Here is a 13,393-nt window from a genome sequence, read left to right as displayed (position 1 = left end):
TTCGTACATGCCGCAAGATTTTTATGCAGTTAAGCATCCTTTTTTATGGTTTTTTCTACCAGAATCGTCTGCACATCCAACACAAACTGGCGGATATAGTTGATACTGCTGCCTGATACTGTCCGGCTGTTGGTTCCCCGGTTCAGCACAAAATACGGTCCTTTCTGATCCGGTATAAATTTCAACGCATGATCATATTTTGACAGAAGTTCCGGTATTTTTGCCGGATTCACCGCAGCTTTTTCATACATGACAAAGCGCACTGTATTGCCACGCTCTACCACTTCCTTCATATACGCCTGATGCGCCAGCACTTTTATCAATGCAATGGAAAGAAGGTTTGTTACTGATTTTGGCGGGTCTCCAAAACGGTCTGTCAGCTCATCAAGCATCTCATCACTTTCTGAATCATTTTCAATGGCTGCAATTCGTTTATAAATATCCAGCTTCTGTGTCTCGTTTGGAATATAGGACGGTGGGATAAATGCATCCATTTCCACATCTACTGTTGTATCGAAGCTTTCTTCCACTCCGATTCCCTTCTCCTGTTTGACAGCCTCATTGAGCATCTTGCAGTAAAGGTCATAACCGACTGCCTCCATATGTCCGCTCTGCTGCGCACCCAGCAGGTTTCCGGCTCCACGGATTTCCAAATCCCGCATGGCAATCTTAAAGCCGCTTCCAAGGTCTGTATATTCCTTGATTGCAGCCAGACGTTTCTCTGCGATTTCTTTTAACATTTTATCCCGGCGATACATTAAGAACGCATATGCCGTCCGGTTGGAACGCCCTACTCTTCCGCGAAGCTGATAGAGCTGTGACAGTCCCATATTATCCGCATCATGAATAATCATGGTATTTACATTGGAAATATCAAGCCCCGTCTCGATAATCGTTGTGGATACCAGCACATCAATCTCTCCGTTGATAAACTGATACATAATATCCTCAAGTTCCCGTTCCTTCATCTGTCCGTGGGCAAATGCCACATTGGCATCCGGCACCAGTTCTGAAATTTTCGCTGCCATTTCTGCAATCTGGTTTACCCGGTTAAATACATAATAAACCTGTCCGTCTCTTGCTAATTCCCGGCAGATTGCCTCCCGCACCATTTCTTCATTATATTCCATGACATAAGTCTGGATTGCCACACGATCCATCGGCGGCTCCTCTAAAACACTCATATCGCGGATTCCGATAAGGCTCATATGCAATGTCCTTGGAATTGGTGTTGCCGTTAAAGTCAGCACATCCACATCCTTTTTCATCTGCTTGATTTTCTCTTTATGAGCCACACCAAAACGCTGCTCCTCATCGATAATGAGAAGTCCCAAATCCTTAAATTTCACATCCTCAGAAAGCACTCTGTGGGTTCCGATAATAATATCCACCATGCCTTTTTTCAAATCTTCGATGGTTTTCTTCTGCTCTTTTGGGCTGCGGAAACGGCAAAGCAAATCTACTCTTACCGGGAAATCTTTCATCCGCTGGGCAAAGGTATTATAGTGCTGCTGCGCCAGGATTGTGGTCGGTACTAAATAAACTACCTGTTTTCCCTCCTGCACCGCCTTAAAGGCAGCACGGATTGCCACCTCCGTCTTGCCATATCCTACGTCTCCGCAAATCAGACGATCCATAATCTTGGTGCTTTCCATGTCCTTCTTGGTTGCTTCAATGGCAAGTTCCTGATCTTCTGTCTCCTCAAATGGAAACATCTCTTCAAATTCCTTCTGCCATACAGTATCCGGACCATAGACATAGCCTTCTTTGTTCTGCCGGATAGCATAGAGTTCCACCAGTTCGTGGGCAATTTCTTTTACCGCACCACGCACTCTGGTTTTTGTCTTATCCCAGTCCGGGCTGCCCAGCCGGTTTAGTTTTGGTTTCTTGGCATCGGAACCGGCATATTTCTGAATCAGTTCCAGCTGGGTTGCAAGAATATAAAGATTGCCTCCCTTGGCATATTCAATCTTGATATAATCCTTGACTTTTTTATCGACTTCGATTTTCTCGATTCCACGATAAATGCCAAGGCCGTGATTTTCATGTACCACATAATCACCTACATGAAGGTCACGAAAGCTCTGTATCTTTTCTCCCTCATAGAGGCGGTGTTTCTTCCGTTTCTTCTTTTCCTGCCCGAATATATCACTTTCTGTGATAACCGCAAATTTAATCAGCGGGTATTCGTATCCACGTTTTACTTTTCCATAGGCAGTTAAGATTTCTCCCGGCTGCAATTCCCGTTCAAAATCTTTGGCATAATAACAGCTTACCTCTTCTTCCTGTAAATCCTTCGCCAGATGCTCTGCCCTTGTCTTAGATGCGGATAATACAACGACCCGGTATCCGTTTTTCTTATAATTCTTTAAATCCTTCACCAGCGTTGCAAAGCTGTTATTATAGGAATTCACACCCTGCACCTGAATATGGTAACGGTTCGTAATGTCTAACTCCCGCACCTTCATATCCAGTGCTGCCAGTGCAAGTCCGTGGAAACTCTGCATCTTCGCAGTAATTTCCTTTCCGGTAAAGAGCGTTTCTGCCTGTCCCGGCAGGATATAACCCTTCTCCAAGCGCTGCTTCATGCTCTCTTCAAATTCCTGCTCTGTCACTCTGCCCTTTTCCATCAGCCGGGCAGGTTCATCCAGGACTAAAAGAGTCTCGTCTTTGCCAAAATAATCCAAAAGGCTTACCGCCTCCGGGAAGAAATATGCAAGGCTGCTGTCCAAATTAGCTGCACCACCTAATTCTTCTATCTCTTCTTCCAAAGCAGCCGCCGTCTGTTTGATGCGATGGCCTTCTTCATTTTTCATCTGGTCGCGGAACTTCTTTTCTGCCTTTACCGCTTCCTGTCGAATTTTCTTCAAGCCTGCCTGCTTCCGTTCTTCCGTCAGCACCAGTTCCGTTGCAGGATACAACGTAATTTCTTCCAAATTCTCTATGGAACGCTGGCTCTCCGCCTCAAAGCTTCGCAGGGAATCAATGGTATCTCCCCACATTTCAATGCGCAGCGGATTTTCTTCCGTCAGAGGATATATATCAAGGATTCCTCCACGCACCGCAAATTCTCCCGGCATTTCCACCTGATAATTGCGCACATACCCCATCTGCAAAAGCCGCTTTGTCTCTGCTTCAAAGTCTAATTCGTCTTCCACCTTATAAGTACGCACCGCTTCTTTAAAGGCTTCCAGTCCTGCCATCCGGTTCATCAGTCCGTCAAAAGTCAATACCACTGTAACCGGCTTCTTTTCGGATAAACGTTTTAACAGGGCAATCCTCTCTCCGGTAAGCTGATTACTTCTGATATCCGACTGATAAAATAAAATATCCTTCGCCGGGAAATAGAGAGTCTCCCTGTCGAAAAAACGATAATCTTCTAAGATTTCCCTTGCTTTTTGTTCGTTAAAAGTAACGATGATTTTATTTCTAAAACCATCGTTCGCCGCAAATACCATATGTGCCTTCTGCGCATCCATGCATCCGGATATCTGAACGATACCTTGATTGCTCTTTAGCTGCTTTAAGGCATTTTGCAATTCTTCCAGTTCCGAAAGGGGCTGCAAAAATACATTCATAATGTTCTTCCTTTAATTATAGTCATTCATTGCCTGTTCGATTTTTCCATCGACAATCAGTTCTACCGCAGATACCGCATCTAAAAATGCTTCCTCTGCCAGTTTCCGGTCTGCCTTATCCATATGGCCAAGGACATGGTCTGCCAAATCCCAGCCCTGTGGTTTCTCACCGACACCTACCTTAATCCTAGCAAACTGCTCTGTTCCCACCTGCGCAATGATATTTTTAATTCCATTGTGTCCGCCGGCACTGCCTTTTTTACGAATCCGTATTCTTCCCGGTGCCAGGCTGATATCATCAAAAATCACTAACAGTTCACTGGCCGGATCCACTTTATAGAAATTTACTGCTTCAGCGATGCTTTCTCCGCTTAAGTTCATAAAAGTCTGTGGCTTCACCAGAACAACTTTTTCACTTCCGATCATTCCTTTGCCGCAGATTGCTTTATACTTTTTTTCGTCCATCCTTATATTATATTTTTCTGCCAGTACATCCATGACATCAAAGCCAACATTATGTCTGGTATGTTCATATTTCTTTCCAGGATTTCCAAGTCCCGCTATAATGTACATTCTTTCTTCCTTCTTCTGATGATTTCTGCAGCTGATTCTAACTGCTTCTGGTCATTTACTCCATTGATGTCTTCCGGGCTTTCCAGTGCAAATGCATCTACACGAAGTCCTTTTTCCTTTAATATCGTAAGCGTATCCGGCAGATAATATTCACCCTGTGCGTTATTCGGCTGAATCTTATCCAATGCCTGTGATAATTCCCAGGTATTAAATACATACATTCCGGAATTAATCTCATGGGATTTCAACTCTTCCTCGTTTGCATCCTTATGTTCTACGCTCTTTATAAATTCTCCGGATTCATTGCGGATAATTCTTCCATATCCGGTCGGGTCATCTATCGTTGCTGACAATACGGTTACTGCATTTTTATGCTGGATATGATGCTCCAAAAGCTGCTTTAAGGTTGCAGATGTAATCAGTGGTGCATCTCCAAAAAGAATCAGTGTATTTCCTTCTTTTCCCAGGAAATCCTTGGCACATTTTACCGCATGACCAGTTCCAAGCTGCTGCTCCTGCAGTACAAATGTTACATCATCTTTATGTGAAATGGTATTCTCTACCTCTTCATGCTTATAGCCTACCACCAGACAGATATCCTCCGCTCCTGCTCCTTCTGCCGCTTCAATTACATAATCTACCAGACACTTTCCGTCTATTGTATGCACTACTTTCGGAAGGTCTGACTGCATTCTGGTTCCCTTTCCAGCTGCCAATATTACCGCTTTTAATGCTTCCATATTTTTATCCTCTTTATTCCTCTCCGGCTTTCTGCCAAAAATACTGTTATATTTTAGTATACTTCTTTCCTAGAAATTTGTCATCCTTTTTTCCACAATATGAAATAGATGACAATGTAAATCTGCCGTGGGGCAAATGGAAAAGCGAAAAAGACTATAAGGAGCACTAAGAATTTTGAAAAAAATTTTTATCAGTTCTGACAACCGGCGCAAATCAACATCCATGTTGCTTGCGCCTCGCCGGCACTTCCCTGTGCCGGCGTTGTCTGTTTTCGCCCGAAATTCCAAGTGCTCCTAACAGTCTTTTTCATGCTTTCTCATTTGTCCCACGGCATATTTATACTTCATTCTATCAATTGTTCAAAAAAAGAAGTGTGAAAAACAGGCTGCCACATTTCTGTGACAGCCTGCTCGTCTTCCTTATTCTATGTACGTGTTACGCCTCCTCAGCTGCGATTTCACTTTCGTACTTTTCTAAAATAATCTGCTGTATCTTATTTCTGGTATCTGAGTTAATTGGATGTGCAATGTCTCTGTATTCCCCATCAGCAGCCTTGCGGCTTGGCATTGCAATGAAGAGTCCCTTCTCTCCGTCAATCACCTTGATATCATGTACAACAAATTCTTCATCTATGGTAATGGATACCACAGCTTTCATTTTACCTTCTTTTTCAACTTTACGTATTCTTACATCTGTAATCTGCATTATGTTACCCCCTTCACGCCTTTCTCTTAAGTCTTCTGCCTACAGTGCATATCTGTCATTGCGTTCAAGTACAACCTTTACTCCGTCGTCACCGCAATAATACGTGTTGGCTTTCAGCGTTCCACGGCTTTCCACGATACAGTTTTCAATATGCGTATTATCTCCAATATATACGTCATTGAGAATAATGGAATTCTTGATTACACAATTCTTTCCTACAAACACATTTTTAAACAATACAGAATTTTCTATTTTACTGTTGATGATACATCCACTGGAAATCAGGCTGTTCTTCACATCAGAACCTGCATTGTATTTTGCTGGTGGATAATCATCTACTTTCGAATAGATATGCGGTGTCTCACGGAAGAAGTAATTTCTCACTTCCGGTTTCAGGAAATCCATATTGGTATTGTAATATGAATCTACTGTTGCAATATTGCTCCAGTAATCTTCCATTTTATATCCATAAATTCGTTTCATATTCTTATAACGAATCAGAATATCTGTAACGAAATCCCATCTGTCTTCCTGACCGCTCCGCTCTAACATTTCAATCAGCTGTCTTCTGCGGATGATATAAATACCGGTAGAAATTGTATTAGAGCTGGATACCATAGGTTTCTCTTCAAACTCTGTGATTCTGGATTCTTCATTCATGCGGATTACACCAAAGCGGCTGATATCTGCGCCTTCCGGCATATCCTTGCACACAACAGTTATATCAGCTTTCTTTTCAATATGGTAATCCAATACCTTATTGTAATCCAGCTTGTATACACAATCACCACCTGTAATAATTACATATGGCTCATGACGTTTTTTCAAGAAATCAATGTTCTGGTACATTGCATCTGCAGTTCCTCTGTACCACCAGCTGTTGTCAGCGGTTACGGTAGGAGTGAAGGTATAAAGACCTCCCTGTTTTCTTCCAAAATCCCACCATTTGGATGAACTTAAATGTTCATTTAAAGAACGTGCATTATACTGAGTCAGCACTGCAACGGTCTGAACATGTGAGTTGCTCATATTACTCAATGCAAAATCAATGCATCGGTAGCTTCCGCCGATTGGCATTGCTGCAATTGCACGCTTGCTGGAAAGTTCCTGCATACGATGATTGTTTCCACCTGCTAAAATTAATCCTAATGCCTTCATATTCTGTCACCTTCCTTAATAATAGCTCCACCGCCTGCTAACATTCCATCTGGATAATCTGACGGTTCCGTTACTCCGGAAATCGCTGTATTTTTTCCAATTGAAACTCCGTCTGGTATTACAGAATCTTCTCCGATAGTAACCAGATCAGATGCATATACTTTTTCATTCAATGTGCTTGGTGCATACTCGCCTACGCCTAAGTGGCAGTTTGCTCCAACAATGGTCTTATCTGCAATAATGGATTTCTCCACCACAGTATTCTCTCCAATCACACATTCTTTCATGATAATGGAATTGTGTACCACCGCACCCTTTTCAATCCGAACTCCTGCACCAATTACAGAATTCTGCACTTCTCCATAAATTTCAGCACCTTCTCCGATAATGCTGGTATCAACCTTGGACTCTGCCGCAAGATACTGCGGAGCTACATTATCGCTCTTGGTATAAATCTTCCAGTATTCTTCATAAAGGTTAAATTCCGGAATCAGATCAATCAATTCCATATTTGCTTCCCAATAGGAGGAAAGTGTTCCAACATCCTTCCAGTAACCATTGAATTCATAAGCAAATAAACGCTTTCCATTCTCATGGCAGTACGGAATAATATGCTTTCCGAAGTCACAATTACTCTGATCCTTCATAGCAATTAAGCTGTCACGCAATACTTTCCAGTTGAATATGTATATTCCCATGGATGCGAGGTTGCTTCTCGGATGTTCCGGTTTTTCCTCGAACTCTTTAATTTTTTTATTTTCGTCTGTTATAACCACACCAAAACGGCTTGCTTCTTCTATTGGAACAGGCATTGCTGCAATTGTTACGTCTGCATTATTTTCCTTATGGAAATCAAGCATTACTTCATAATCCATCTTATAAATATGGTCGCCTGATAAAATCAGCACATAATCCGGATTATAAGTCTCCATATATTTCAGATTCTGGTAAATCGCATTTGCTGTACCAGTATACCATTCACTGTTATCACTTCTCTCATATGGAGGAAGAACCGTTACTCCTCCGTTATTACGGTCTAAGTCCCACGGAATTCCAATTCCAATATGTCTGTTTAATCTCAATGGCTGATACTGTGTCAGCACTCCAACGGTATCAATACCTGAGTTGATGCAGTTGCTCAATGGAAAGTCGATAATACGATACTTTCCTCCAAATGCGACTGCAGGCTTTGCTACACCGGAAGTTAATACTCCAAGACGGCTTCCTTGTCCGCCCGCCAAAAGCATGGCTATCATTTCTTTCTTAATCACGTCATTCACCTCTCGTCATAAAATCAGGTCATTTTGGTATAACAAAAGTATAACACACTGCCCATATGTTGTACAGCATTCTGTATAATTATTTTATCTTTTTTCGCATATTTTAGTCATTTTAGACAATTTTTGAACATTTCTTGTCATTTTTACAAAATCACCTCCATTATTTTGCATTCTTTTTTCCTGACAGACAAAATAGATTTGCAAATTCCCTGCATATGGTTATAATATTAGGAAGAAATCTTTTCTCAAGAAACGAAATTATAAGTCAGGCAGGTAAAGAATTATGTATTCATTAAATTTTGAAGAACCTATTCATGTACATTTTATCGGTATTGGCGGTATCAGTATGAGTGGTCTTGCAGAAATCTTGCTGGAAGAAGGTTTTACCATTTCCGGTTCTGATGCAAAGCAGTCTGCGCTTACCGACAGCCTTGCCAAAAAAGGCGCAACCATTTACATTGGTCAGAAAGCATCTAACTTATCCATCCGTCCTGCACTGGTTGTCTATACTGCTGCCATCCGCGAGGACAATGAGGAATTTAAAGCAGCCGTAGATGCCGGTATTCCAATGCTTTCCCGTGCAGAACTGCTTGGACAGATTATGGATAACTATGAGAAATCCATTGCAGTTGCCGGTACCCATGGAAAAACCACTACCACATCCATGATTTCACAGATTCTTCTTGTTGCAAAGGCTGACCCTACAATCAGTGTTGGTGGTATCTTAGAAGCAATCGGTGGAAATATCCGCGTAGGTGGTTCAGAAGTATTCATTACCGAGGCCTGCGAATATACCAACAGTTTCCTGCATTTTCATCCGAAATACAGTATCATCACCAGTGTGGAAGCTGAGCATCTCGACTTCTTCAAAGATATCGATGATATCCGCCGTTCTTTCCATGAATTTGCCGGAAATACTGCACATGATGGTGTATTAATCATCAACGGCCAGATTGCAGCTTTAGATCAGATTACCAACAATTTGTCCTGTAGCGTCACTACTTATGGTTTATGCGAAAACGATGACTTTTATGCTAAAAATATTACTTATAATGACCATGCCTGCGGCACATATACTCTGATGCACAAAACCGAAGACTTAGGAACCGTTTCCTTAAGCGTTCCAGGCAGGCATAATGTCTCCAATTCACTGGCTGCCATTGCACTTTGCTTAAATCTCGGTCTTCCTTTGGATGTTATCAAAAAGGGACTGCTTCAGTTTGGCGGCACCAAACGTCGTTTTGAATACAAAGGAACAAAGAACGGTATCACCGTTATCGATGATTATGCACATCATCCGACCGAAGTAGCTGCTACATTAACCGCAGCCCGGAATTATCCACACGGACGGATTATCTGCGTTTTCCAGCCACACACCTATTCCAGAACCAAGGCATTCTTAAGTGATTTTGCCCGGGTGCTTTCCATGGCAGATATTGTAGTCCTTGCAGACATCTATGCCGCCAGAGAGAAAAATACGATTGGGATTTCTTCCAAAGACCTTTTGGCAGAGCTTCAGAAAAACGGTCAGGAAAGTTATTATTTCCCGTCTTTTGATGAGATTGAAAAATTTTTATCAGAAAAATGCATAAACAATGATTTGTTGATAACTATGGGAGCCGGAGACGTGTATCTTATAGGCGAACACCTTCTCCAACAGTAGTTATCCACATTATCCACATCGTAATTCACATTTTTGTGAATTATGGATGTGGATTTTTTTGTTTACATAATGTATTTTTGAAAATCGCCATTCTATCTGTATTAACCGCCAAACTGCTCCCATTTCAGTTACCATAATGCACTTTCAAAAGAAAGTTATCCACATTATTCACAATTCTGTGCAAATGTGGAAACCCTTGATTTTACTGGATTTTTGGTTAAAATAAGACTTCTCAATTTTAGATTCATATGCTATAATGTGGTCGGTGAAAGAGGGAGTTCTTATGACAGACATAACATTACATACGAAAAGCAAATCCACGGTTACCTGCGTATCCAATACCTTTATTGATGAGTATATGGCAGATGCCAATGGAGAATTTGTAAAAATTTATTTATATTTACTCCGCTGCATCAACGCGGCTGAGAATTTTTCCATTTCTAAGATGGCTGATAAATTCGACCATACAGAAAAGGATATTAAACGTGCCTTAAAATACTGGGAGAAAAAACACTTACTCCAGTTAGAATATAATTCCGGCGAACAGCTTACCGGCATCTGCCTGTGCGAGCCTGTTTCTGCGGTTACGCAGGATTCTGAACATGCAGAAAAGCCTACGGAAGCATCTTCTGTAGATATCCGTCCATCTTATACAAAAGACCAGATTCTGTCTTTCCAGAATGATGAGGCTTCCAGCGATTTATTATTCATTATTGAACGCTATATCGGACATCCTTTGTCCATCAAGGATTATGAAACCATTCTTTACTGGTCAGATGAATTGAAATTCTCCACAGACCTGATTGAATATCTGGTAGAATCCTGTGTGGACAACGGTCATAAGAGCATCCGCTATATGGACAAGATTGCCCTTTCCTGGTCTGCTTCTTCTATCCGTACTGCGGAAGATGCCAGACGTTCTTCCAGTGCCTATAAGCAGACACATTATGGTGTCATGAAGGCATTTGGAATCAGCGGCAGAAAGCTGGCCGAATACGAACTTGAACTGGTAGATAAATGGACCAGCCAGTTTGGATTTACACTGGATATCATTTCCGAGGCATGCAAACGGACACTGCAGGCGACAAATCAGCCAAGCTTCCAGTATGCCGATACCATCTTAGAGAACTGGCATAAATGTAATATCCACCATTTAGAGGATATTGCTATATTAGACACTGCTTACAAAAAAAGCAAGGCATCTTCTTCCCGCAATGTCACCGTAAACAAGACTGCCGCCAACCGGTTTAACAATTTTTCACAGCGTACCTATAATTTTGAACAGCTTGAAAAACAGCTCTTAAATAATTAAGACACTTTTTCAGGAATACTAAAGGAGCATTTCATGTCTCTTAATAATTCACAATACGATACTTTAATCCGGCAATATAATGCCAGACAGTTTCACAATCAGCATCTTCTGGATGAACGCATTCAGGAAGTCTACGGAAAATGTCCGCGCCTTACAGAAATAGACAACGAGATTTCTTCCATCTCAGTAGCAAGTGCAAAACAGCTTTTATCTGATGATGGAGCAGAAGATTCCTCTGTTCTCTCTTCATTAAAAGAACAGCTTGCTGCTCTTCGCAGGGAGAAACAGAATCTGATTGCTTCTCTGGGTTATCCGGCTGATTATCTGGAACCGGTTTACACCTGTAAGGACTGTAAGGATACCGGTTATATTGGAAATGAACGCTGTCATTGTTTTGTACAGGCTGCCATTGATTTAGTCTATACGCAGTCTAATGTAAAAGATATTTTAGCCAAAGAGAATTTTTCGAATTTCTCTTATGCATACTATTCCAAAGAGCAGATAAATCCCACAACCGGATTATCTGCTTATGATACTGTAAAAAAAGCTGTTGCAGACTGCAAGTCCTTTATCGAGCATTTTGATACCTCTTTTGAAAATCTCTTTTTCTATGGAGCAACCGGTGTCGGTAAGACTTTTCTTTCAAACTGCGTTGCCAAAGAGCTTTTAGATAAAGGACATTCCGTTATTTATTTTACAGCCTTCCAATTATTTGATATATTTGAAAAGGACACTTTCCAGAAGGACGCTGCAGCTTCTGCTGCCGGACAGAATATCTTCGACTGTGATCTTTTAATCATTGATGACCTTGGAACCGAACTTGCCAACTCCTTTACGGCATCCCGGCTTTTCCTGTGTCTGAACGAACGTATGCTGCGTCAGAAATCAACATTGATTTCTACGAATTTAAGTATCGACCAGCTTGCTGATGTATATTCCGAGCGTATCTGCTCCCGCATCTTCAGCAGCTATACGATGATTAAGCTTTTTGGAGACGATATCCGTCTTAAGAAAAAGCTGCATTAATTACGCATTCAATTAGATGCTATATCTATTGAACTATATAAGATAAATTATTTCTATGGAGGAACCTATTCATGTCAAACAGTGAAAGAAACTTAGAAACCCTTCCTACTGGTTCTCTTGGAATTATTCCATTACAGAGCTGCCAGGAATTAGGAGAAAAAGTTGACAAATACCTTGTCAAATGGAGAGACGAAAGACAGCATCAGCACCAGAATGATGCAGCTTTTATGGGCTACAAACGTGATTCTTATATCATCGAAGCTGTTACCCCTCGTTTTGGTTCAGGCGAGGCAAAGGGAATGATCAAAGAAACTGTTCGTGGTTATGACCTTTATCTTATGGTTGATGTTACTAACTACAGCCTTACTTATTCTCTGTGTGGTCAGACAAACCATATGTCCCCAGACGATCATTACCAGGATTTAAAGAGAATTATTGCTGCAATTGGCGGCAAGGCAAGAAGAATTACTGTTATCATCCCATTCCTTTATGAAAGCCGCCAGCATAGAAGAAGCACCAGGGAATCTTTGGACTGTGCACTGGCTTTACAGGAACTGGTTGCCATGGGCGTTGACAACATTATTACATTTGATGCACATGATCCTCGTGTCCAGAATGCAATTCCTTTAAAGGGTGGTTTTGAAACTGTTCAGCCTGCATACCAGTTTATCAAAGGTATCTGCAAGAACGTTCCTGACTTACAGATTGATTCTGACCACATGATGATTATCAGCCCGGATGAGGGTGGTACCGGACGTGCAATTTATCTTTCCAGTGTACTTGGTCTGGATATGGGTATGTTCTACAAACGCCGTGATTACAGCAGAATTGTTGACGGACGTAACCCTATTGTCGCACATGAATTTTTAGGTTCTTCCGTAGAAGGAAAAGATGTTCTGATTATCGATGATATGATTTCTTCCGGAGAAAGCATGATTGACGTTGCAACCGAATTAAAAAAGAGAAAAGCAAACAGAATCTTTGTTGTTGCAACCTTCGGACTTTTCACCAATGGTCTGGAAAAATTCGATAAAGCTGTAGAAGATGGAACTATCTACCGTGTAGTTACCACCAACCTGACTTATCAGACTCCGGAGCTTTTAAGCCGTCCATATTATATCAACTGTGACATGAGCAAATATATTGCTTATATTATCGATACATTGAATCATGATGCTTCTATCAGTGAGCTCTTAGATCCAAACGAGCGTATCCAGAAGCTTATAAAGAAATATAAAGCTAATCAGAAAAAGAAATAAATAACGGCAGCAAAAATGGCTGGGAGTATCCCAAAGTTTGTGTAAACCTCCAAACTGATGTAAGATAAAATTACTCAGTTTGGAGGTTATTTTTATGG

Annotated in this window: 10 protein-coding genes; 4 read left to right on the top strand and 6 right to left on the bottom strand. The window is 41.3% G+C overall.

The features are described 5' to 3' along the window. Nucleotides 1–29 precede the first annotated feature (29 nt). From mfd to LKD41_RS03745, 6 genes are all read right to left on the bottom strand, one after another. The gene (mfd, locus tag LKD41_RS03770) at nt 30–3,578 is read right to left on the bottom strand and encodes a transcription-repair coupling factor (RefSeq protein ID WP_227700439.1); all 3,549 of its coding nucleotides are present in this window, start codon (nt 3,576–3,578) and stop codon (nt 30–32) included. 12 nt (nt 3,579–3,590) lie between these two features. Next, entirely contained in the window at nt 3,591–4,151 is a 561-nt protein-coding gene (gene pth, locus LKD41_RS03765; RefSeq protein ID WP_117698657.1) for an aminoacyl-tRNA hydrolase, read from the bottom strand. Then, complete coding sequence (locus tag LKD41_RS03760; RefSeq protein ID WP_227700438.1) at nt 4,139–4,891, bottom strand: sugar phosphate nucleotidyltransferase; 753 nt, start codon at nt 4,889–4,891, stop codon at nt 4,139–4,141. Before LKD41_RS03760 ends, pth begins: the two co-directional genes overlap by 13 nt. 436 nt (nt 4,892–5,327) lie before the next feature. Further along, on the bottom strand, nt 5,328–5,597 hold the full coding sequence (gene spoVG, locus LKD41_RS03755; RefSeq protein WP_117698655.1) for a septation regulator SpoVG: 270 nt from the start codon (nt 5,595–5,597) through the stop codon (nt 5,328–5,330). A gap of 39 nt (nt 5,598–5,636) precedes the next feature. Then, nucleotides 5,637–6,755, bottom strand: a complete 1,119-nt coding sequence (glgD, locus tag LKD41_RS03750) for a glucose-1-phosphate adenylyltransferase subunit GlgD (protein ID WP_227700437.1) — start codon at nt 6,753–6,755, stop codon at nt 5,637–5,639. Next, a complete protein-coding gene (locus tag LKD41_RS03745; protein ID WP_022243626.1) occupies nt 6,752–8,026 on the bottom strand; it encodes a glucose-1-phosphate adenylyltransferase in 1,275 nt (424 codons plus the stop codon). The genes glgD and LKD41_RS03745 overlap by 4 nt, the downstream gene beginning before the upstream one ends. A 292-nt stretch (nt 8,027–8,318) precedes the next feature. Here LKD41_RS03745 and murC point away from each other — a divergent pair, with 292 nt between their 5' ends. The 4 genes from murC to LKD41_RS03725 all read left to right on the top strand — a co-directional run bounded on the left by murC (nt 8,319) and on the right by LKD41_RS03725 (nt 13,295). Then, nucleotides 8,319–9,698, top strand: coding sequence for a UDP-N-acetylmuramate--L-alanine ligase (murC, locus tag LKD41_RS03740; RefSeq protein ID WP_227700436.1), 1,380 nt, complete (start codon nt 8,319–8,321; stop codon nt 9,696–9,698). A gap of 283 nt (nt 9,699–9,981) precedes the next feature. Next, nucleotides 9,982–11,010 carry a DnaD domain protein gene (locus LKD41_RS03735; protein ID WP_022243628.1) on the top strand — a complete coding sequence of 343 codons (1,029 nt, stop codon included), beginning with the start codon at nt 9,982–9,984 and terminating at the stop codon, nt 11,008–11,010. A gap of 33 nt (nt 11,011–11,043) precedes the next feature. Then, nucleotides 11,044–12,036 (top strand): ATP-binding protein, encoded by a 993-nt coding sequence (locus tag LKD41_RS03730; protein WP_022243629.1) that lies wholly within the window; start codon nt 11,044–11,046, stop codon nt 12,034–12,036. Nucleotides 12,037–12,107: 71 nt separating this feature from the next. Next, the gene (locus LKD41_RS03725) at nt 12,108–13,295 is read left to right on the top strand and encodes a ribose-phosphate pyrophosphokinase (protein ID WP_022243630.1); all 1,188 of its coding nucleotides are present in this window, start codon (nt 12,108–12,110) and stop codon (nt 13,293–13,295) included. The last annotated feature ends 98 nt before the right edge of the window (nt 13,296–13,393 follow it).

The organism is Roseburia sp. CLA-AA-H209, from assembly GCF_020687575.1.
Lineage (GTDB): Bacteria > Bacillota > Clostridia > Lachnospirales > Lachnospiraceae > Roseburia_C > Roseburia_C amylophila.
This window is presented reverse-complemented; position numbering and strand designations above follow the sequence as displayed.

Coding starts and splice junctions, on each gene's coding strand:
- mfd (WP_227700439.1), bottom strand. CDS start 3,578: ATGAATGTATTTTTGCAGCCCCTTTCGGAACTGGAAGAATTGCAAAAT.
- spoVG (WP_117698655.1), bottom strand. CDS start 5,597: ATGCAGATTACAGATGTAAGAATACGTAAAGTTGAAAAAGAAGGTAAA.
- pth (WP_117698657.1), bottom strand. CDS start 4,151: ATGTACATTATAGCGGGACTTGGAAATCCTGGAAAGAAATATGAACAT.
- LKD41_RS03735 (WP_022243628.1), top strand. CDS start 9,982: ATGACAGACATAACATTACATACGAAAAGCAAATCCACGGTTACCTGC.
- LKD41_RS03725 (WP_022243630.1), top strand. CDS start 12,108: ATGTCAAACAGTGAAAGAAACTTAGAAACCCTTCCTACTGGTTCTCTT.
- glgD (WP_227700437.1), bottom strand. CDS start 6,755: ATGAAGGCATTAGGATTAATTTTAGCAGGTGGAAACAATCATCGTATG.
- LKD41_RS03760 (WP_227700438.1), bottom strand. CDS start 4,891: ATGGAAGCATTAAAAGCGGTAATATTGGCAGCTGGAAAGGGAACCAGA.
- murC (WP_227700436.1), top strand. CDS start 8,319: ATGTATTCATTAAATTTTGAAGAACCTATTCATGTACATTTTATCGGT.
- LKD41_RS03730 (WP_022243629.1), top strand. CDS start 11,044: ATGTCTCTTAATAATTCACAATACGATACTTTAATCCGGCAATATAAT.